Annotated in this window: 17 protein-coding genes; 12 read left to right on the forward strand and 5 right to left on the reverse strand. The window is 40.6% G+C overall.

All coding sequences use genetic code 11. The annotated features are described in order from the left end of the window. Positions 1 to 93: 93 nt before the first annotated feature. Positions 94 to 3036, forward strand: coding sequence for a MopE-related protein (locus HRT96_RS18715; RefSeq protein WP_293159693.1), 2943 nt, complete (start codon positions 94 to 96; stop codon positions 3034 to 3036). A 162-nt stretch (positions 3037 to 3198) separates the two neighbouring features. Here HRT96_RS18715 and aspS read toward each other — a convergent pair whose 3' ends face one another. Then, positions 3199 to 4977: an aspartate--tRNA ligase gene (gene aspS, locus HRT96_RS18720; RefSeq protein WP_293159695.1), complete on the reverse strand. Its 1779-nt coding sequence runs from the start codon at positions 4975 to 4977 to the stop codon at positions 3199 to 3201. A gap of 373 nt (positions 4978 to 5350) precedes the next feature. Here aspS and cmoA point away from each other — a divergent pair, with 373 nt between their 5' ends. The 6 genes from cmoA (at position 5351) to HRT96_RS18750 (ending at position 11695) form a co-directional block, all read left to right on the forward strand. Next, entirely contained in the window at positions 5351 to 6079 is a 729-nt protein-coding gene (gene cmoA, locus HRT96_RS18725) for a carboxy-S-adenosyl-L-methionine synthase CmoA (protein ID WP_293159697.1), read from the forward strand. Positions 6080 to 6133: 54 nt separating this feature from the next. Further along, positions 6134 to 7126: a tRNA 5-methoxyuridine(34)/uridine 5-oxyacetic acid(34) synthase CmoB gene (gene cmoB, locus HRT96_RS18730; protein ID WP_293159699.1), complete on the forward strand. Its 993-nt coding sequence runs from the start codon at positions 6134 to 6136 to the stop codon at positions 7124 to 7126. Positions 7127 to 7221: 95 nt separating this feature from the next. After that, complete coding sequence (locus HRT96_RS18735) at positions 7222 to 8043, forward strand: RimK/LysX family protein (RefSeq protein ID WP_293159701.1); 822 nt, start codon at positions 7222 to 7224, stop codon at positions 8041 to 8043. Between the two features lie 396 nt (positions 8044 to 8439). Then, entirely contained in the window at positions 8440 to 9234 is a 795-nt protein-coding gene (locus HRT96_RS18740) for an ATP-dependent zinc protease (RefSeq protein WP_293159703.1), read from the forward strand. 2 nt (positions 9235 to 9236) lie between these two features. After that, positions 9237 to 10733, forward strand: coding sequence for an inactive transglutaminase family protein (locus HRT96_RS18745; protein ID WP_293159705.1), 1497 nt, complete (start codon positions 9237 to 9239; stop codon positions 10731 to 10733). A gap of 2 nt (positions 10734 to 10735) precedes the next feature. Continuing rightward, positions 10736 to 11695, forward strand: coding sequence for an alpha-L-glutamate ligase-like protein (locus tag HRT96_RS18750; protein WP_293159707.1), 960 nt, complete (start codon positions 10736 to 10738; stop codon positions 11693 to 11695). A gap of 102 nt (positions 11696 to 11797) precedes the next feature. Here the strand turns inward: HRT96_RS18750 and HRT96_RS18755 are convergent, their stop codons facing one another. Both HRT96_RS18755 and HRT96_RS18760 read right to left on the reverse strand, forming a co-directional pair. Next, complete coding sequence (locus HRT96_RS18755) at positions 11798 to 12091, reverse strand: DUF406 family protein (RefSeq protein ID WP_293159709.1); 294 nt, start codon at positions 12089 to 12091, stop codon at positions 11798 to 11800. 163 nt (positions 12092 to 12254) lie between these two features. Beyond that, a complete protein-coding gene (locus tag HRT96_RS18760; RefSeq protein WP_293159711.1) occupies positions 12255 to 12782 on the reverse strand; it encodes a ferritin in 528 nt (175 codons plus the stop codon). 341 nt (positions 12783 to 13123) lie between these two features. Between HRT96_RS18760 and adhE the strand changes: the two genes are divergently transcribed. The 3 genes from adhE (at position 13124) to HRT96_RS18775 (ending at position 18262) form a co-directional block, all read left to right on the forward strand. After that, complete coding sequence (gene adhE / locus HRT96_RS18765; RefSeq protein WP_293159713.1) at positions 13124 to 15769, forward strand: bifunctional acetaldehyde-CoA/alcohol dehydrogenase; 2646 nt, start codon at positions 13124 to 13126, stop codon at positions 15767 to 15769. Between the two features lie 337 nt (positions 15770 to 16106). Beyond that, a complete protein-coding gene (locus tag HRT96_RS18770) occupies positions 16107 to 17402 on the forward strand; it encodes an HD-GYP domain-containing protein (protein ID WP_293159715.1) in 1296 nt (431 codons plus the stop codon). A 92-nt stretch (positions 17403 to 17494) separates the two neighbouring features. Then, entirely contained in the window at positions 17495 to 18262 is a 768-nt protein-coding gene (locus HRT96_RS18775; protein WP_293159717.1) for a DeoR/GlpR family DNA-binding transcription regulator, read from the forward strand. Positions 18263 to 18360: 98 nt separating this feature from the next. Here the strand turns inward: HRT96_RS18775 and HRT96_RS18780 are convergent, their stop codons facing one another. Further along, the gene (locus tag HRT96_RS18780) at positions 18361 to 19089 is read right to left on the reverse strand and encodes an oligogalacturonate-specific porin KdgM family protein (RefSeq protein ID WP_293159719.1); all 729 of its coding nucleotides are present in this window, start codon (positions 19087 to 19089) and stop codon (positions 18361 to 18363) included. 668 nt (positions 19090 to 19757) lie between these two features. Between HRT96_RS18780 and HRT96_RS18785 the strand changes: the two genes are divergently transcribed. Together HRT96_RS18785 and ggt are read left to right on the forward strand one after the other, a co-directional pair. After that, positions 19758 to 20306 carry a thioesterase family protein gene (locus tag HRT96_RS18785; RefSeq protein WP_293159721.1) on the forward strand — a complete coding sequence of 183 codons (549 nt, stop codon included), beginning with the start codon at positions 19758 to 19760 and terminating at the stop codon, positions 20304 to 20306. Between the two features lie 29 nt (positions 20307 to 20335). Continuing rightward, positions 20336 to 22111 (forward strand): gamma-glutamyltransferase, encoded by a 1776-nt coding sequence (ggt, locus tag HRT96_RS18790; protein WP_293159723.1) that lies wholly within the window; start codon positions 20336 to 20338, stop codon positions 22109 to 22111. A gap of 85 nt (positions 22112 to 22196) precedes the next feature. Here the strand turns inward: ggt and HRT96_RS18795 are convergent, their stop codons facing one another. Further along, positions 22197 to 23222 carry a DUF2860 family protein gene (locus HRT96_RS18795; protein ID WP_293159725.1) on the reverse strand — a complete coding sequence of 342 codons (1026 nt, stop codon included), beginning with the start codon at positions 23220 to 23222 and terminating at the stop codon, positions 22197 to 22199. Between the last annotated feature and the right edge of the window lie 129 nt (positions 23223 to 23351).

The following is a 23351-nucleotide window of genomic DNA, read 5'->3' on the forward strand; positions in this document are numbered from 1 at the left end:
TCTCCTATATAAGAAGTTACCTGCCTGACGTAGATATCTACAGGTTCAGAGCTATACTTTCAGATCCTAATAAATTTTAGTTGGGAGGATGTTATGTCTAACTATCAACATACTTTATCAAGGGACGGACACCGACAAAGAAAAATTTCAAATTCTTCTAAAACAAAAAACATTATTATTTATTGCTTACTGCTCTTCTGTGTATTCACACATTCCGCTCTAAGCAATGAAAGCAAGCGTGTGGCAATTATTTATTCAGCCCCATCGGCGGCTAATTCATTTGATCCATTTATATATTCTCAACTGTTTATGGCTGCACAGCATCAGGCGATGATGGCAGGTATCCCATTCGATCTTCTTGATGAAAACGATCTTATGGATATCAATAACTTATCCGGATATAATGCTCTAATTATACCTTCTATGCAGTATGTTTCCTCGTCAAAGGTTGATGCGATTGAAAATGCCCTGACTCAGGCGGTTCAGAATTTCGGCATTGGCATTATTACATCGGGACATTTTATGACCCATTCCGAAAACAATGTACCTCTAGCAAACATCAATCAGCGAATGGAGCACCTGCTAGGAGTACGAAGTACGGGAGGAGGAACTTGGGGAGTTCAAACCACAATGAGGGCCAACTCAATAACACATCCTGTAACACGTGATTACTCAGCAGATGAAATATTGCTTTCATGGAATGCCATTTGGACCTTCATTTATCAGGCGGTTGAAGGTGGTAATGTGACAGATATTGTTAGGTTGGATACTGATACCGCCTCTTACCCTGCTGTGTTTGCCACAATTACAGGGGGCAGGAATGTACACTTTTCCAGTGATCAAATTATGGCAGATGCTAATCTTCTTTGGTCTGCCATTCAGTGGGTTGTTTTTGGTGATGCAACGCCAGTCGGGTTAAAGTTGACTCGGCAAAACAATATTTTTGTTTCGCGTACCGATATGGATCAGTCCATGTTTGCCGATGAATTGCAAGAAACGGCCTTTCCTCTTTATGATTTATTAGGCTTGTGGAAAAACAAGTACAATTTTGTCGGATCCTATTACATTAATATCGGCAACAAACCCGGGCAGGGTGAGTATACCGACTGGAGTATGTCAGCACCTTTATATCAAGATTATATCGCTCTGGGCAATGAAGTCGCCAGCCATTCCTGGACGCACCCAGATGACACTGCAACTTTAAGTCATGAGCAATTGCAGTATGAATTTCAACAGTCCAATGCTGAAATCACCCAGCAGCTTGGTTATGTCACAGTCGGGGCTGCTATACCAGGCAATCCTGAGACTATAGCGGTTAATAACCAGTTAAATAACTATCTTAGTTATGTTTCAGGCCGTGCCAGTATTATAGGCTGGGGTTATCCCGGTGCTTATGGCTTTCTTACACCTGATCATTCAATGGTCTATTTAAGTCTAAGTATGTCGCCAGATTTCACCTTGGTTGGATGGTTAAATTATACACCCGCTGAAGCCATGCAGATTTGGCAGGATGAATATGCTCAACAGACCAATCATGCTTCGCAACCGATTTTGCATTGGCTGTGGCATGATTATGCTGCAACCAATGATCCCGCCTATAAACCGGAGATGATTGAAAATACCATTGATTGGGCATATCAACATGATTCTGAATTCGTAACGGCGGTAGAAGTACATAATCGCATTAACAGATTTATAGCTAGCGAATTACAAGTATCAGGGGTCAATCCAATTACCGCAAATGTCGCCAGCAATGATGCAAGCCTGTTTTCATTACGGATAAAAAGTAGCGATATTATATCAAAAGTCGATAACTGGTATGCCTATGATGACAAACAAGTTTTTCTGCCCCTGAATGGCGGCGGGTATACCATTCACCTATCCAGTACGATTGTAGATGTCACACATATCACCGCGTTACCGATGCGTTCAAGATTACTCACTATGTCAGGGGATGGTCAAAAGCTTAATTTTAGCTTTTTTGGTAAAGGTGAAATATTGATCCACTTACACGATAGCCTAGTTAATGATTTGGAAGTATTAGGTGCAGATATTGTTCAGCAGGATGGAAAGGATTTAACATTAAGGTTTACTTCGTTAACAAACCACAATGTGATCTTACAAAGCTCATCCATAAATACACAGTGCATAGATTTAGATAATGACGGCTTCTCAAGTGTTGGTGGTGAATGCGGCGCTATTGATTGCAACGACAGCGACGCCTCAGTCCATCCCGGTCATCAAGAAATTTGTGATGGTAAGGATAATGATTGTGATGGCATCATTCCACCTGAAGAAATAGATGCTGATAATGATGGATATGCTCAATGTCAAGGCGACTGTAATGACGCCATACCTGCTATATTCCCTGGAGCACTAGAGCATTGCAGTGATGGCATTGATAATAACTGTGATAGTTTCGTTGACGAGGCTGATGCTTTTTGCTCTGTGACGGATCCAATAGAGGCCAGTTTTACTTCTGTTGCCGCCGAAGATGGTTTCATACGAGAAAGTTCATCTGGAAGCAGTATTGGCGGTCTCATTAAAAGTGCTAATGCAGGTGCAAAATCCTTGCGTATTGGAGATGACAGGCGCAATCGCCAGTTTAAATTTATTGTCTCTTTTGATAGCTCATCAATTCCAACTGCGGCAACACTACAGTCAGTAAAATTAATACTGACCAGGGGGAAAAACAGTGGTACAGCTCCCTTTACTACACATGGTAATGCTGTTGTAGACATTAAAAGTGGAGGCTTTGGTGGTAATCCCTCTCTAGAATCAGATGATTTTCAGGCGGAAGCTGATGCAGATGCAATAGTACAATTCACTGATCAGGGCGGTAACAAAAGTACCTACCAAGTAGATCTGTTAGAGACAGCATTTCCTTATATCAACCGCTCTGGACGCACACAGTTTCGCATAAGCTTCGAATTAAATTCTGATGATGATAGGCAGACTGATCTTGCTGGTTTTTATTCAGCAGATAATTCAAACCCATCATTTCATCCAAAACTGGAAGTGATCTATACCCCTTAGAAAATACTATCATTTTCTAAATGCGGTTATAGCTAGAGATTTGGTTTGAGGTGCAAAAAAGCGGATTTACTCAAAGGAGTAAATCCGCTTTTATTACGCTATTCAATTTAAAACAAGATCGAGTTTAAAATACTGTCATTAAACTCAAACATGAATTAGTGATTACTCAGCGTCTTGTTTCTTTTCTTTTTTAACAACAGCAATGCTTAGCTCTTCAAGAGAAGCTGGGTTTGCTTCGCTTGGTGCCGATGTTAATAAACACGCAGCAGTAGTTGTTTTAGGGAATGCGATAACATCACGGATGTTATCAGTACCTGTTAGTAGCATAGTTAGACGGTCTAAACCGAATGCTAAACCAGCATGTGGCGGCGTACCGTATTTAAGCGCTTCAAGTAAGAAACCAAACTTGTCTTGTTGCTCTTTATCTTCGATACCTAAGATTTCAAATACAGCTTTTTGCATTTCACCTTTATGAATACGTACCGAACCACCACCAACTTCATAACCATTGATAACCATGTCGTAAGCATCAGAAATAGCGTTAGCAGGGTTTGCTAGTAGCTCTGCTGCGTTAACGTCCATTGGTGCTGTGAATGGGTGGTGAACCGCGTGTAGGTTACCTTCTTCATCTTCTTCGAACATTGGGAAGTCAACAACCCAAAGTGGTTTCCACTCGTTTGAAGTAAGCTCTAAATCAACACCTACTTTCAGACGTAGTGCGCCAAGTGCTTCAGTTACAACTTTATTTGTATCTGCACCAAAGAAGATAATGTCGCCATCTTTCGCGTTAGTACGCTCAAGTAACGCAGTGATCACGTCAGCGCTTAAGAACTTAGCGACTGGTGATTGTACGCCTTCAGCGCCAGCTGCAACGTCTTTCACTTTCATCCATGCCATGCCTTTCGCGCCATAGATGCCAACAAACTTAGTGTATTCGTCAATTTGCTTACGAGACAGTTTAGCGCCGCCAGTAACACATAATACCGCTACACGCCCTTTCGGGTTGTTTGCAGGTTCTGCGAATACTTTAAATTCAACGTCTTTTAGTAAGTCAGCAACATCAACAAGCTCTAACGGGTTACGTAGATCAGGTTTATCTGAACCAAAACGACGCATTGCTTCAGCATAAGTCATGCTTGGGAACGCTGGTAATTCAACGTCTAAGATCTCTTTCCACATATTGGTAACTAAGCTTTCAGTCACTTCACGCACTTGTGCTGCACTCATGAATGATGTTTCGATATCAATTTGAGTGAATTCAGGCTGACGGTCAGCACGTAAATCTTCATCTCGGAAACATTTAACGATTTGGTAGTAACGATCAAAACCAGACATCATCAACAATTGTTTAAATAACTGTGGAGATTGTGGCAATGCAAAAAACTGACCTTTGTGAGTACGGCTTGGTACTAGGTAATCACGTGCACCTTCTGGCGTTGCTTTTGTTAGTACTGGCGTTTCAATATCAAGGAAACCATGGTCATCCATGAAACGACGTACAAAACTACTTACTTTAGCACGCGTCTTAAGACGGTTGCTCATTTCAGGACGACGTAAATCGAGGAAACGGTATTTTAGACGTTGTTCTTCAGTATTGGTTTGGTTGAAATCAAGTGGCAGGATGTCTGCTTTATTGAACACTTCAAGTTCTAAACCTGAGATTTCAACCCCGCCCGTTGCCATGTCTTTGTTTACTTGGCGTTCGTCACGCGCACGCACCTTACCGGTGATCTTCACACAAAACTCTTGACGTAGTTGGCTAGCACGTTCGAAAACATCGGCTAGATCTGGATCATAAACAACTTGCACAATACCTTCACGATCACGTAAATCGATAAAAATAACACCGCCTAAATCACGACGACGATTAACCCAACCACACAATACAACCTGCTGGCCGATATGTGTTTCATTTACTTGTCCGCAATACACTGTGCGCATCTGTATAATCCTACTAAATCGATGGATCGGGTAACTACTCTTAGCTACCCTCAAAAAATTACCGTTATTGTAATAGAAATTAGCACCGCAACCAATAGTTATACTAAAACAACTTCAAGTTATCCCGAAACTACTTACCGTTATCGCCAAACGACGTAAGAACCTCTTGCTCACACTCCCTCCAATTGTCCCTTGCTGGTTAAATAACCGTTATTTTGTTAACAAAAAAGTCATTTTTAGCGATGAAAAAACCAACACGACACCGAAACAAGTAAATTATTCCGTCTATATGTGGTTTAGCTAGAGACAAAGCCGGTCATTTTAACTAAAATATGTCGCCTTATTTTGCTAATTTTTATTGCAGGTCATAACAATGCAACAACGCGATCAGATTTTCTCAGCCCCGTTAGATCAAATTGGTGATTTCACCTTTGACGAACGTGTCGCGGAAGTCTTTCCAGATATGATTAAACGTTCTGTACCTGGTTACTCTAATATCATTTCTGCGATTGGCATGATGACCGCACGTTATGCCCAAGATAATACCCAGCTGTATGATTTAGGTTGTTCACTTGGTGCTGCAACCATTGCCATGCGTCGTAACGTGCAAGCAAGCAATTGCAATATTGTGGCGATTGATAATTCACAAGCAATGTTAGAGCGTTGCGAACGCCACCTATCTGCTTATAAAAGTAATACCCCAGTGCAAGTGCTGTGTGATGATATCTGTGCGGTCGAGATTAACAACGCCTCAATTGTGGTATTGAACTTTACCCTGCAATTTATTCCACCAGCTGAACGCCAAGCCCTATTGACCAAAATTTATGATGGGCTAGTCCCAGGTGGTATTCTGATCTTGTCAGAAAAGTTTTGTTTTAGTGATGATAAGATCAATGATCTACTTATCAATTTACACGAAGATTTTAAACGTGCGAATGGCTATAGCGAATTAGAAATTAGTCAGAAACGTAGCGCGATTGAAGATGTGATGCGTCCAGACAGCATTGAAACCCATTTGAACCGTTTTAAAGAGATTGGCTTTAGTAGCGCAAATTCTTGGTTCCAATGTTTTAACTTTGGCTCTATGGTTGCCATTAAATAAGCAGTTGCATTAATTTAAAACAGTAACATTAATTGAAAGTAATATAGGTTACCCATGATCGACTTTTCAAATTTTTACCAGATAATTGCGAAAAACAAGTTACACCATTGGCTTTATACGCTACCGGCACAAATGCACGAGTGGGAGCGCGAGCACAAGCATGGTTTTTTACCGCGCTGGGAAAAAGTACTAAAAAAATTACCAAAAGTCGAAACCAAACACATCAACATCACCGATAAATTTGAAGTCGGGTTGCCGGGTGAATTAAGCGAAAGCGATCTGCGTAAAACAGAGAACCTGTTACAAAAATTTCACCCTTGGCGTAAAGGTCCATTCAACATTCATGGTATTCATATTGATACCGAATGGCGCAGTGATTGGAAATGGGAACGTCTACGTGAATTTATCTCACCGTTAAAATACCGTTATGTGCTTGATGTGGGTTGCGGCAGCGGCTACCACATGTGGCGTATGCTCGGTGATGGTGCCGAGTTTGTCGTTGGTATCGACCCAAGCCAATTATTCTTAGTGCAATTTGAAGCGATACGTCATTTTGCTAACAATGACCAACGCGTGCATTTATTACCACTTGGTATTCAAGAATTACCTAAATTACGTGCATTCGACACGGTTTTCTCTATGGGTGTCCTGTACCATCGAAAATCGCCGATTGATCACATTGAACAGCTTAAAAACCAACTGCGTGATGGCGGTGAATTAGTACTAGAAACATTAGTCGTTGATGGTGACGAACAAGCGGTACTCGTGCCTGGCGATCGTTATGCTCAAATGCGTAATGTTTGGTTCTTACCAAGCTGCGCGGCATTAAAACTCTGGGTTGAAAAACTGGGTTTTGACAATGTCCGTATCGTCGATGTGTCTGATACCAGCATTGAAGAACAACGTGCAACAGAGTGGATGCGAAACGAATCATTAGTTGATTTTCTTGATCCTAACGACCACAGTAAAACGGTTGAAGGCTATCCGGCACCAAAACGTGCGGTATTAATTGCCACCAAACCCTATGCTGAACAGTTAGACGAATAACGTGATGGCTAAGCGCCAAATGTGGCGCTTAGCTTTAAATAAACGTATTAAGTTATGCACTTACCCATGATTTAAATTAAAAATTAGAATTAAAAATGGATATGTTGAAAATTCCCCGTCAATTAATTACAGCTATCATTCTTAGCACCCTACTTTCAGGCTGTGCGAATGTGGAACAATTTCTCAATCAGGGTGAGATAGCTGCGCAACTGACATCACAAATAAAACAACAGAGCGAGCAAATAACATTATTGGTTGAGCTGCAAAATACCATTTTGGCTGCGTTACGCCAGCAGCCTGAATTATTTTCCCAACAAAAACAAAATATCGCTCAGCTCAATACCAAACTCGAAAATTATGTGCAGTTACGCCAACAGGTGGCCGGCAATAGTAAAAACATTACGACCTGCCAAGCTGAACAACAAGCGAAAGCCAGCTATAATAACCAGCATTTTGCCCTTGCCCAGTCGACTGAAGCAACAGCTCAACTTGAAAAAACAGTTATCGGCTCTGAAGAACTCGTGTTTCTCGATAATCTAAAACAACAATATAAAGCGCGTATCGATACTGGTGCAACAACATCATCATTAAATGCAACAAATATTGTTGAGTTTGAGCGCGATGGTAAAAAATGGGTGCGTTTTGACTTTAGCAAAGCACTCAATAATAGTCACATTATTGAGGCTAAAGTGGCTCGTACTATTTTAATCCGTCAAGCCAATAACAGTAAACCAACGCGTCGGCCTATTATCGAATTACCAGTACAGCTTGGCGATATCAAAACGCTCACCGAGTTTACCCTCGCCGACCGTAGCCACATGACATTCCCAGTATTACTTGGCCGAACATTCTTAAAAGACATCGCCGTGGTTGATGTTGCTCGCACTTACACAGTAACCGAATCCATCACCCAGTAATGTACATTAAGTGCGAGGTTAAGCTCGCACTCTATACCATTAACTCAATACGACACCCCGCCCTGCATCTCGTGTAGAAACAAATAATGCCCAGTGATAAATTGCTACTTATAAAGTATTTCCGTATAAATAACTGATATCTAACTATTGTATTAGATATATTTCGCACATCTAATAAGTAATAATGTCATTATCTTATGACTAGCATCTTAAAAACAATTATAATCTATGCAATAACATTGTTTTTGAGATGGATATTAATGCTTTTAAAATAAAAACCAGTATTACTTTAAATAAATATATGATTTATATTTTATATATAGAGAGATGACGGAACTATTTACCAACTTTAGTGAACTAACCCTCTTTTCATCTGTTTACAAGGCCCAATACCTAATGAAAAATACAAACATATTACAAACATCAAAGATAGCTATTGCGAGTGTACTTAGCCTTGTATTTTTAAATGGCTGTGCCATGACACAAAACAAAGCCAATACTGCCATTGTGGTACAGCAGCAAGCACAAATAGAAACCATCTTGCAGCAGCAACAACAAATATTAACCACATTGCAATCACAACCAGATAAGTTTAGCGAGCAAGATAAAGCGATCGAAAAATTAACAGCACAACTTGACGATTTGAGTACAGCAACACAGGTTAAAAAGACAGCACCCATAGTGGTACCGGTAACAACTAAAACCAACAATGACTACACAAACAAAGTACTTCTTGGCCAAGAAGAGTGGGTATGGTTTGAAGAATTGCAAACCAATTTTAAGTCACGTGTTGATACAGGCGCAACGACATCGTCTTTAAATGCAACAGAGATCGTTAAATTTGAACGCGATGGCAAGGACTGGGTCAAATTTAATTTATCACACAAAGATGGAAGCGCAGTATTCCCTATGGAAGCACCTGTTGTGCGCACCATTAAGATCCGTCAAACTAACGCGACCGACGCATTACGACGTTATGTCGTGAACTTACCTATCGAACTTGGCGATATTAACACTGAAACCGAGTTTACCTTGGCCGATCGTAGTCGTATGATCTTCCCTATACTATTAGGCCGTACTTTCTTAAAAGATATTGCCATTGTCGATGTCGCACAAGAATACACGCAACCTAAAAAACAAGCGACAGCTAATAAAAAACAACCTACATCAGCTAAAAAAGGGGCTAACTAATCATGCCGTCTAAGATCCAATTTCGCATCTTTGTTGCGTTACTTTTCCTGCTCGGTGTTGGCAGTATTGCACAACGCCATTACAGTGGAGAGATCCCTTGGTTTCCCGGTGACACCTATTCAACCTGGATGATTGAAGCGAAAGTTGAGTTTACTGCACAAGGTGACGCAGTTAATGCATCCTTCGCCACACCGTCGACACAGTCTAACTTCACCGTGTTAAACCAAACTGCGGCATCGCCTGGTTATGGCTTATCTTTTATCGATAATCGCGCACAATGGACTATTCGTAGCGCACAGGGCAAGCAAGATCTATACTATAAAGTTAACGTACTGGCGAATGATATCCCATTAGATGTGATTAATGAGCAAGACATTACAATTAATAAAACCACCTGGTTACCACCCTATGATATCGCTGCAGAACAACTTGTTAACAGTGCGATGGCAACAAGCGCTGATGCTTTTTCATATAGCCGTGAATTACTCAAGTTACTGTCTGGAGATGATTTAGGCCAAAATGCGAAATTAATGCTGCAAGAAAATAGCAAATCAGCATTATTTGTCGCATTGCTCAATGACGCTAATATCCCCGCCTTACTGGTTAAAGGTCTGTATCTTGAAGACGGCCGTCGTCAACAGCAACTGCAATCATTTGTACTGGTATTTGGCGAAAATGATACCCGTTTAATTGACGTCAAATTAGGCCAGATCGCAGACGCGAAAAACCTGCTGCTTTGGGAACAAAATGGCGAGCCAACTTTAGATCTCATCGGGGGTACAAATTCTCGGGTTAGTTTCTCTATTATTCAACAAACCCAACCTGTTATGCAGGTACTAAAAGAGAAATCCAATGATACTAACCTGTCCAATTTTAGTATCTACAGCCTACCACTCGAAGAACAAGCGTTATTCAAAGGCATCTTACTCATTCCATTAGGGGTGATGATTGTGGTGCTAATGCGTATTCTGATTGGGTTACGTACGTCTGGTACTTTCATGCCAGTCTTGATTGCAATGGCATTTGTACAAACCAGTTTAGCCACCGGACTAATTGGTTTTACCTTGATTGTCGGTATTGGGCTTGTGATCCGCTCTTACCTGTCTCGATTAAATCTACTATTAGTATCGCGAATATCCGTGGTGATCATTACTGTAATCGCCATTATTTCGTTGTTCTCCGTTTTATCATACAAAATAGGGCTTACGGAAGGATTAAAAATCACCTTCTTCCCGATGATCATTCTATCGTGGACCATTGAACGTATGTCAATTCTATGGGAAGAAGAAGGCCCGAAAGAAGTATTGGTACAAGGTGGTGGCAGTTTGTTTGTGGCGGTACTAGTGTACCTCACCATTAGTAATGAACTACTACGCTACTGGGCATTCAACTTCCTTGGTCTGCAACTTATCATTATGGCAATCATCTTAATGTTAGGTACTTATACCGGCTACCGGCTACTCGAACTACGCCGCTTTAAAGATATGCAGGGTGACTAATCATGACATTTTCGTTTTTTAAAGAATTCGCAATGCCGAGTAAGTTAAAACAACAAGGTATTCTGGGGATGAATCAGCGCAATAATATGTACATATCGCGCTACAATCCCAGAAAGCTATTTCCGTTAGTGGATAACAAATTAAAAACCAAAGAGATTGCCGAAGAGGCCAATCTCAGCACCCCCGAACTTATTGGCGTGGTTGATAATCAGCACGCCGTTAAATCGGTTGATAAGATCATCGCAGGTCTTAATGGCTTTGTGATCAAACCGGCAAAAGGCTCTGGTGGTAAGGGTATCCTAGTGATCACCAAAGTAGAGGATGGTCGCTATTATAAACCCAGCGGCAGTGAATGTTCACTCGATGATATCGAACGTCATTGCTCGAATATTTTAGCGGGCCTGTTCTCACTTGGTGGTGGTATCGATGTGGCAGTTGTCGAAGCGCTCATCATATTTGATGATAGCTTTGAGGGTTATAGCTTTGAAGGGGTGCCAGATGTACGTGTGATTGTATTTAAAGGTATCCCGATGATGGCCATGATGCGGTTATCAACATCCATGTCGGATGGTAAAGCTAATTTACACCAAGGCGCTGTTGGGGTCGGCATTAACATCACCACAGGCGAAGCGCTCAACGCCGTGCAATATGATGAAGTTGTCACCCACCATCCAGATACACAAACAGAATTAGCCCTGTTAAAAGTACCGCATTGGGAAGAAGTTATTCGATTAGCTGCGCAATGTTATGATATTTCAGGCTTAGGTTATTTAGGTGCCGATGTGGTATTAGATCGCGATCATGGTCCGATGCTATTAGAGCTTAACGCACGTCCAGGGCTGGCTATTCAAATCGCCAATGGCATGGGGTTGCTACCAAGGTTACAACAAATTGAAGCGGCGAATACCGATAGTATGGATCTAGACCAGCGTCTTGCTTATTGTAAACAACACTTCGGCTAAATATATTGTAGAAGTGAGACAAATAAAAGCATAAATATAAAGGCATACAGATTCATCTTGTATGCCTTTAAAACTATTGAACTATTCAAAAACAGAAATCATTTAAGCCAATAAATGGCGTAAATTCATTTCAAAAATCATTTTTTCTGCAGTACAAGTAAAGCTCAATGTTACTAGATAAGCATGTTCATCTTGCGCGGTAAAATTAATCGTTACTGCTTCATCGAATTGTTCATCAACATAAGCCTCAAGCTCACTGCGTTTTGCATCGACTGCAAGTTGCGAGTCAAAGCGAATAGGGAAAGAGAGTTCGGTATCATCAGGGTGAATAATGCTGCCAATTTCAGCAAACGCACCACAGCAATCTTTAATATCAGTATTGTTATCATTCGACATAATTATTCTACCTATTGATTAAAATTCACGATTAACATCCACAATAGTACCACTAAAGTATAAGTTGTAAAAATAAAAAACCGCTTACACCAAGGCATAAGCGGTTTTTATATTAAAATAATCGACTTGTTTAGTCGTATATAAATTTGTTAGCTAAAGTAGATTAAATCACAATTGACGGTGCTGCTGGCGCTTTGCTCATTGCTTTTAATTCTTGATCCATAATGAATAGACCGTGACCATTATCAACACCAACACGGCGGATTTGGCTCACGATACCATTAAATAATGCTTCTTCTTCTGTTTGCTCTTCCATCAAGGTATTTAGATGAGCCACAGATTGGAAATCTCTTAGTTCATGTGCTAAACCTAGAATTTCAGAAATAGATTCAGTGATCATCACTTCGTGATCAAGCGCTTTAAGAAATACATCTAATAAATCATCAAATTTAGATTCTGCCGCAGGAATCATTTCCATTAATGGCTGGATACCGCGGTCGATCATATAACGGAATAATAACTGAGCATGTACCTGTTCTTCAGCTGCGTGCTTATAAAAGAAATCACCCGCGCCAATAAAATCTGATGCATAGCAAAAAGATGCCATGCTGCGGTAAAGATGAGATGCAGTAAACTCTTTTGTCATTTGTTGGTTAAGCGCTGTCGCCATAACCTTAGATAATTTTGGCATAGTATAATGTCCTATAGTAAACAGTTCAGGCAATGCTACCTTAATGCCTCTAAAATTAACAATAACTTTGTTAATTTTACGTCTTTTTTTTTAAATTCAGCGTGTTACGACCCTATAAATGAGTCTTGATCGCATTGAAATAAAATTACAAATAAAGTGATTTTCACAGATTTACGACCGACTTAACACTATTATGAAAATATAATACGTAATATTACTACAATTGATTTAGATCAATTTTTAATCCTTAAGATTATCTATACTTCAAATCAAAGCTATTCACTAAGAGGTATCCCTTAGTAAATAATTTTTAGATTTTAAATTAGTTTTAAGGATAGATTATGACGGTCAAAAATATTGAAACACTCAATGCCATGGTTGCAAAAGTCAAAACCGCGCAACAAGAATTCGCCACCTTCAATCAACAACAAGTTGATAAGATTTTCCGCGCCGCAGCCCTTGCAGCATCTACAGCACGTATCCCATTAGCACAAATGGCTGTTGAAGAATCAGGCATGGGTGTATTGGAAGATAAAGTAACTAAAAACCACTTTGCATCTGAATACATCTACAACAAATATAAAGATTCCCTCACGTGCGGCATTATTGAAGAAGATAACGAATTTGGCACCATTACCATTGCCGAGCCGGTTGGTATCATCTGCGGTATCGTACCAACAACAAACCCAACTTCAACGGCTATTTTTAAAGCGTTAATTTCACTTAAAACACGTAATGGTATTATCTTCTCGCCACATCCACGTGCAAAAAATGCAACCAACACAGCCGCTAAAATTGTATTAGATGCCGCGGTTGCAGCAGGAGCGCCAAAACATATCATCGGTTGGATTGATGAACCATCGGTTGAATTATCACATTCATTGATGCATCACAATGACATTAACCTTATTCTAGCCACTGGTGGTCCGGGCATGGTTAAAGCCGCTTACTCTTCAGGTAAACCAGCCATTGGTGTTGGCGCAGGTAATACCCCGATTGTGATTGATGAAACAGCAGACATTAAACGTGCCGTGTCTTCAATCTTAATGTCAAAAACATTCGATAACGGTGTGGTATGTGCCTCGGAACAAGCGGTTATTGTTGTTGACGAAGTATATGACGCGGTAAAAGCACGTTTCATTACGCACGGCGGTTACATCTTAACGAAGAAAGAAGCCGATAAAGTACGTGAAATCGTACTAATCAATGGCAACATGAATCCTGCGATTGTTGGTCAGTCTGCAATTAAGATTGCAGAAATGGCGGGGGTTACAGTGCCTCCTTTCACAAAAGTATTGATTGGTGAAGGTCCAGAAGTACACATTGATGATGCATTCGCTCACGAAAAACTATCGCCAACATTAGGTATGTTCCGCGCACGTGATTACAATCACGCTGTAGAGCAAGCTATCACTATGGTTGAGATTGGCGGTATAGGTCATACATCTGGACTCTATACAGACCAAGATGCCAACGAAGATCGTATCAAAGACTTCGGCGATAAAATGAAAACGGCACGTATCCTGATTAACCAACCAAGTTCACAAGGTGGTATCGGTGATTTATATAACTTCGGTTTAGCACCATCTCTAACGCTAGGTTGTGGTTCTTGGGGTGGTAACTCTATCTCAGAAAACGTGGGTCCTAAGCACCTTATCAATAAAAAAATTGTTGCAAAGCGAGCTGAAAATATGTTGTGGCATAAACTACCTGAATCAATTTACTTCCGCCGTGGTTCATTACCCATTGCGATGGATGACCTTGTTGGCAAAAAACGTGCTTGTATCGTTACTGATAAGTTCCTATTCAACAACGGTTATGTTGATGACTTAGTTTCAATTCTAAAAAGAAAAGGCATCGATACTGAAGTATTCTACGACGTAGAAGCAGATCCAACACTTGCAATCGTGAAGAAAGGTGTTGCAGTGATGAACAGCTTCCAACCGGATGTGATCATTGCCTTTGGTGGCGGTTCACCAATGGATGCAGCGAAGATTATGTGGGTAATGTACGAACATCCAGATGTACACTTCGAAGATCTTGCAATGCGTTTTATGGATATCCGTAAACGTATTTACAAGTTCCCTAAAATGGGCATAAAAGCCATGATGGTTGCGGTAACGACAACATCAGGCACTGGTTCTGAAGTAACTCCATTTGCGGTAGTGACAGATGAAGTAACGGGTCAAAAATACCCAATCGCTGACTACCAACTAACGCCAAATATGGCGGTTATCGATGCTGACTTGGTGATGAACATGCCAAAATCATTAACTGGATTTGGTGGTTATGATGCGGTAACACATGCGCTAGAAGCTTATGTGTCTGTCTTACAAAATGAATACTCAGATGGTCAAGCACTACAGGCGCTTAAACTATTAAAAGAGTATTTACCAAGTTCTTACAAAAATGGTGCTAAAGACCCAGTCGCACGTGAGAAAGTACACAACGGTGCCACTATTGCGGGTATCGCCTTTGCCAATGCTTTCTTGGGTGTGTGTCACTCAATGGCACACAAACTAGGTGCTGAATTCCATATTCCACACGGCTTAGCAAATGCACTACTTATCACTAACGTTATTCGTTATAACGCCACTGATATGCCAACCAAACAAGCTGCATTTTCACAATACGACCGTCCGAAAGCACGTGCTCGTTATGCTGAAGTTGCTGAGCACTTAGGCTTCCGTGAAGGTAAAACAGCTGACAAAATTAACGCACTACTAAACTGGTTAGACGAACTTAAAACTGATTTAGATATTCCTAAATCAATTCAAGCAGCTGGCGTAAACGAAGCTGATTTCCTTGCTAAAGTTGATCAACTAGCGATTGAAGCATTCGATGACCAATGTACTGGTGCTAACCCTCGTTACCCACTAATTAGCGAGCTAAAAGCACTATTACTTGCTTCTTACTACGGTACTGATTACAAAGAAAGCTATGAACTAGAAAAACAACCGACTAAAAAAGTAGCGGTGGTTAAATAGTATTGGTTATTGCTATCGTCCAATAAGCGGATAGCAGTTACCTACAAAGGGTGGGGAATGTGGATTTTTTAATCCATATTTCACACCCTTTTATTATGTATTGAATAATTAATAATATACCTGTTTATACCTTCGACTATGCCACAATTTTAAATAAAATCGTTGAAAAGATAACTAGCCCACATCTCCCATATTTAGTTTTGATAACCCTAAACTTATCCCCTATAATTATTTGACTGTGTTTTTAATACTCTATTCAATGACTAAATAGCTGTATTTAATAAGGATAGCACTAACACTGAAGTCAAAATGGATTTAAATAAGTGGCAGGTAAGTAATGGCAAATGTCTCATTAACGATTAAAGACCTTAAAGTGGGTCATTTTATTAATCTTCCCATTGGTTGGACATCCCACCCTTTCATTCTTAACTCATTTATTATTAAGGACGAAAGACAATTACAAATTGTACAACACTTGGGGTTAGCCACGATTTCTGTCGATATCTCTCGCAGTAAAATCACGCAAGCATCAGAAGCAGAGCAATCAACAACACCCGTTGCAAATGGCCAGGTTTTAGCTGAACAATTGGCAGAGCACCCACTCACAAATACTGAGACAATAGCCCAACCAACGGTACTCAAAGAAAAAACAGAACAGCAAACACAATTAACACAGCAGCAGGCCTGGTGGAAACAAATCCGTCATACTCGCTCAAAATATCAAAATAAGATCGCGTCCCTCAAAGATATTTACAGCACATTTAGCTTGCAACCTGAAAAAGCGATGGAACGATTAGAATTACTGTCAGGTGAATTAACCATTGCAGCTGAACAACAGCATAACTTTAGCTTCGTGTTATGCAATGAGGAGATATCAAGTGATACGCTTTATCAAAACGCGATGAATGTGGCCGTACTCAGTACACGCTTAGCACAGCAGCTAGCCTTTAACGCACAAGATGTGGCAATCGTGGCTCAGACAGCCTTACTCAGTCAGTTTGGTATGTTATGGGTGCCCGCTTCAATTCGTAATAAAAGATCTGAACTTACAAAACCAGAAGTTAATTACCTCAAACAACATCCAGCTTATGCAGCGCAAAGATTACAAGATATAGATGCACTACCTGATATTGTCGTTCAAAGTATTTTACAGATCAATGAAAAATTCGATGGTAGCGGTTACCCACGCGGTTTCAAGCAAGATAAAATGTCAAAGTACGCACAATTAGTGGCCATCACCACCCGCTATAATGAAATGTGCAACGCCAACTTACCTCAACACCGCTATTCACCACATCTAGCCATTGGCTTGCTGTTTAAAGTCGCCAATAAGCATTACAACAAAGCCTATCTCGAACAATTTATTAAAATGATGGGCATATACCCGGTTGGTACTATCGTGAGTTATAATAACAGCCAAGCCCTAGTACAGATGAATATTATAGATAGTCTTCGACAACCGCTGATTGTCGATTTTAATGAGCTTGAGCCGATAAAGAAACAACCACTTTTACGTCATTGCGGTGATGAAAATATCGTGATAACTAAAGCTATCAGCAATAATAATATCCCCCCTGAACATCTCGAAAAGTTTAATTTAGTCCAGCGCAGCAATTTATACTACCCCAGCTAGTACTAAGGAACTGTCAAATATCATAGATAACAGCTGCTGTTAATCTATGATATTGTTACACTCTTATCTTTAATAAATGAATCACATACACTATGTCAAAACGCAACACTCAACAACGTCGTCATACCATCATTAAGTTACTTGAAGAACAGGGTACACTCAGCGTTGATGAACTAGCCCAACGTTTTGAAACATCAGAAGTCACCATCCGTAAAGATCTCACCGCGTTAGAACAAAACGGATTATTATTACGTCGTTATGGTGGCGCAATACCTATCCCGAAAGAATTTCTACCTGAAGTTGAAACCGATAAAGTCTCTCAGTGCAAAATCGAAATTGCCATTGCGGCCGCATTACGCATTCGTGATCACAACCGGATTATTATCGACAGTGGTACCACCACGGCTAGTTTAATCGAGCAGCTCGCCAATAAAAAAGGCTTGATCACCATGACCAATTCACTACAAGTGGCTAATGCGTTAAATGGTTTAGAGAATGAACCGACGTTATTAATGACAGGTGGCACTTGGGACCCGCACTCTGAATCATTCCAAGGTCAAATAGCCGAACAAGTACTGCGCTCATACGACTTTGATCAGCTGTTTATCGGTGCCGACGGTATTGATTTAGAACGTGGCAGCACAACGTTTAATGAGTTAATTGGCCTGAGTCGCGTCATGGCAGAAGTATCCAGAGAAGTTGTTGTCATGGTAGAGTCAGACAAGATCAGTCGTAAAATGCCTAACCTCGAACTTGCATGGGATAATATCCACACCCTCATTACCGATGCTGATATTACGGATGAGCAACGCTGTGCCATTGAAGCCAAAAATATCGATGTCATCATAGCATCGAGATAATCTTTTTTCGTAAAAACGTGACCGATAAAAAATCCCGCTTACTGCAAATAAGTGGGATTTTACCTAAAGGATTTAATATTGTTCTATATGCTCAAGGCTTAAAAACCGTAAGAAGCACCAACTACAAACACATTATTGTTGTGACCAGGATTAATTTTGCTTGAAGACTCTTGGTTACGGTACTCAACATATGGCTGAACACCAGCACGTGTCCAAGTTGCACGTAATTCATGTTCCATAGAGTTATCCTTAGTAACACCATCATTTACGTAATAAACATTGTTGTATTTAACATTCACTGGCATATCTTGGAATTGATAAGCAATGTTGTTATCAAAACGAACTTGATCGTTTGTTTCATCTACGCCAGTACCAGCATTAATAGCATCATTAGCTTGAATTTGCATACGAGTGCGGTTAGAGATAGAAATACCGTTATCGAAGTTGTAACCAACTTTAACTAATGGACGGTATTGAATCGCTTCACCATCGTGTAATAAGTGATGGTAACCAACTGCTACCCATAGTTTCTCGTTAATGCTGAATGATTGTTCAACACCTAACGTAGTGTAAGCAGAAGCTGCTGAACTACCTTGCTCACCATTTGTGCCGTAGTCAGTGTTACCAAGTTGAATACCATCAAACTCCACTAAAACTGTAGTGCCAGTTGTAAACGTATGGCCTGCTTCAAGAGTTGATGTCACATCAGAACCGTTGAAATCGGTGCGGTCATGTAGTTGTACATTACCTGTTACGTAAGATGAACCAGCAGCGAATGCTGGTGCCGCGATTGATGCGCAAAGAAGAGTTAATGCAAGTTTTTTCATTATAGCCTCGATTATAGCTAAGCAATTTAAATCATGTTTAATTGCTAATTAAAGTGAACAGCTTCACTGACTCAGTCGTAGTCAGAAGATGAAACAAATATAACACCTTATAGGCAGTCGATAATGCTGTTGGATCGTTTCATAGACCTGAATCACAACTTACTTTACCCTGATAATTAAGGTGAAATCAAAAATTAACACTAAGTGAACAATTTAACATTTATAACTTTTCGAAGATATTGTTTTTAGCTTAAGTATCAGTGCATTAATAAAACACCGAAAAAACTACAACTAAAGAACCAAAGTGATTAACAAATAAAACCAATCACCATATACTTTTATACATGTCACGAAAAATGTGAGCAAGTTAACGACTTCAGACTCAAACAAGGGCACCACCAACAGAGTTAAACACCAGCTTAAAAACATAATCAGCATTAAAACCAGAGTAATATACTTATCAAGCTCATTTAACTTAATTTACAATGCGAAATATCGTAAAAATAGCGCTTATTAAGTATCTACTGATAACTACACTGCCTGACCAGCGTCCGCTTCTTAAACGCGACCCACACCACGATTAACATTTTCATTACAATTACCGTGACAAGCATGCGGAACTGAGTAGAATCTTTGTTCTATTTATCTATAAACAATATTGAGGCGTTATGATCAGTGAATTGATCCGTTGTTTTTATCTACGTAATAAGCAAACTAATACCAAAGGGTTTTTCGATACCATCACCCGCTCTTTTCGAGTCGGCTTTCGTCATATCGATCTGAACCTACATATTAACAATGCAAAATACCTGATGTTTCTGGAAAAATCGCGTTGGGACCATGCAATTCAGACCAATACATTTAATACATTATTGAAGAATAAATTAAACTTCATCGTGGCAGGTGTTGAGGTAGGCTATATTCGTGAAATACGTTTATTTAAAAAATTCGATGTCGAAACCACCTACTTAGGTTGGGATGATAAATATTTTTATCTCGAGCAGAAATGCGTCGCCGATGGTAAGTTATGTAACTACAGCTTAGTAAAAGCGGTTTTTTTACAAAAAGGCAAAGTCATTTCACCTGAAAAAGTAATGACCTATATCCCTGTTGAACAACGCCCACAGCAATTACCAGAGCACATGCAAATCTGGAAAGATCTTGGTATTGCCAAGCGTAACTTCACCACCAGCGAACCAATAGACAACGCGGCTTAGCATCACGCGCTATCGAATAGGGAAAAGTCATGCCAACGACACACGTTACTAAAGCACTTACCTTTGGATTCATCGGCTGCATTAGCTTGACGTTACCAACAGCGTTTGCCAAGATCACCAGCAGTGACATAGTCGCTAACATTAAACCATCCACGAGTGCTATTTATAGTCAAATGGCGATCCACCATCCCGTTTGGGCTGCCAATGGCATGGTGGCGAGTCAAGAAGCGCTCGCCACACAAATCGGTGTCGATATCATGCAGCAAGGTGGTAACGCTATTGATGCTGCTGTCGCCGTGGGTTATGCATTAGCTGTTACCCTACCCCGCGCTGGTAATCTCGGTGGCGGTGGATTCATGCTGGTTTATTTAGCCGAAGAACAACGCGCTATTGCAATTGATTACCGTGAAGTTGCACCACAGGCAGCTTACCCTGATATGTTTTTAGATGATGCTGGCAATGCTGACAGTCTGCTGTCTCGCTTTCATGGTCTAGCCGTCGGCGTACCAGGGACAGTATTAGGATTTGAACTCGCATTAAATAAATACGGCAGTATGTCATTAGCACAAGTCATGGCACCCGCGATCAAATTAGCGCGTGACGGTATTATGGTGACGCCTGACTTAGCCAATTCACTCAGAGCAACGAAAAAGCACTTAAGCCAATGGCCAAGTACCCAATCTATTTTCTATAAAGCCGATGGCAGTAACTACCAACCCGGTGAAATATTAAAACAAACCGATCTGGCTAATACGCTATTGGCCATTGCTAAAAAAGGCAGCCCTGCATTCTACCAAGGCCCGATTGCCAAACAGATTAGCGATTCGGTACGTGACGCTGGCGGCATAATGACAATGCAAGATTTAGCCAGTTATAAAGCCATAGAGCGCCAACCTATCACTGGTGATTATCGTGGTTACCAAGTGATATCAATGCCACCGCCGTCTTCTGGTGGCGTACATATAGTGCAAATGTTGAATATGCTCGCTGAGTTCCCCATTGATAAAATGGGTCATAATAGCGCTGCCACCATTCATGTAATGGCAGAATCAATGCGCCGGGCTTATGCCGATCGTAGCTTATACTTAGGTGATCCTGATTTTGTTAACGTGCCAGTTGCGGAGTTAACCAACAAACAGTACGCAAAACAATTAGTGAGTCAAATAAACCTTAACAAAGCAACACCAAGCAGTGAAGTTTCCCCTGGTACATTATTACCTTACGAAAGTAACCAAACCACCCATTACAGTGTGGTGGATAAGTTTGGTAATGCGGTGAGTAATACTTATACCCTCAACTTCAGTTATGGTTCAGGACTGGTTGCTGATGGCACCGGGGTATTATTAAATAATGAAATGGATGATTTTTCGGCTAAGCCCGGTACCCCCAATGCTTACGGCCTCATTGGTGGCAAAGCCAATGCAGTCGCCGCGCAAAAACGGCCATTAAGCTCGATGACGCCAACCATCGTATTAAAAGATAACAAACCTTATTTAGTCACAGGTAGTCCTGGCGGTTCACGTATCATTACCACCACGCTGCAAGTGATCATGAATGTCATTGACCATAATATGAATATTGCCGAAGCCAGCGCCGCGCCACGGTTCCACCACCAGTGGTTACCAGACGTGATCCGCATCGAGAAAGGGCTAAATGTCGATACGATTAACTTATTAGAAAGTAAGGGACATGAGGTTGAAGTGAAAGCGGCTATGGGCAGTACCCAAACCATAATGCTAACAGAGGCAGGCGTTTATGGGGCATCGGACCCACGCCGACCAGGTGCACTTAGCTTAGGTTATTAACTTACGTTATTAATCTTCTTCACTCATAAATGAAAAGGGGGCGATACTCACTGTATCGCCCCCTTCACGTGCTTGCTAATTCTAATTAAAAGCTATAACTCATACCAACGGAGACAAAATTCGTCGAGCTATCATAGAATTCAATATTAGCATCAGTCTCTTTGTTTTGATAAATGATATTAAGGTTACTGCCTTTTATATCGAACGGTTCCGTATAAGAGTAAAGGAATGAATAACGGGCAACATCGTCCTCTTGCACTTGACCGAATATTGGATTCTCAGCATCGTACTCGCGATCACTAAACGCGGCTTGAACTGAAATAAAATGCCGTTCATATTTAGTCATAATACTGAGACTATAATGAAATTCATCAAAGCTTTGGCTCTTACCATCCGCATTTTGTTTACCATAAAACACATTCACTTTAGCATATGTACCCAACCACACAGGCAACGTGCTTTCCAAGCTAAGTCGATGGTAGTCACTGTCGCGCTTAAGCAACGCTTGCTGCTCTGCGGTACAAGCCACGTTATGACACACAGCGTTTTGACTTCCGCTTTGTTCATCTTCTAGCGAGTAAGATGCGTAAGCATATTCAACCTGAACAGGGGCAAATTTATAAGCCACACGCATGGCACTCGAATCGATATCCGTTTGCTCTCTTGGCGCATTGGTTAAAAACGGATCAGACCAGGTTTCTTTTAGAAATGGCACGTGAGGGATATAGGCAAAAGTAATACTCTGACGCTTATCAAATTTATGTGTAACACCCAGTTCGTACTGTATGGCACTATTTAAGATATTTTCAGGACTTTGACCAAGAAAATACTGAGTCTGTAAATCATCTGTTGTATAAGCCAGACGAAAAAAAGGAAACAACACAGCAGTTGTAATTTCCTCTCCTGCGTTATTTACATTTTGGGTCTGTTCATTATCGTCATCAATATTAAATTGACTTTGCGTATCGCTGCCCCCCGCATTAATACCGATCGTACCAGAAAATCCAGGGCTCTTTGCCAGAGGTTTTGCTATTGCTACACTACCCAAACCAAGCAAGCTGCTAGCGAATAATAAAGGTAATGAAAGTAAGCGATGATTTTTCGAAATCATATAGAAAGTAACTCCAACGGTTAAGTCATCATCAAAAATAGCGTTAAATCTTGATAAGCATCAATTTATTGACGGGATAATAACACAATGGTGCTAAGATAAAATGCGTTAATAAGGTTTCAATCAGTG

This window comes from Moritella sp., from assembly GCF_013215705.1.
In the GTDB taxonomy this organism is placed as follows: Bacteria; Pseudomonadota; Gammaproteobacteria; order Enterobacterales; family Moritellaceae; genus Moritella.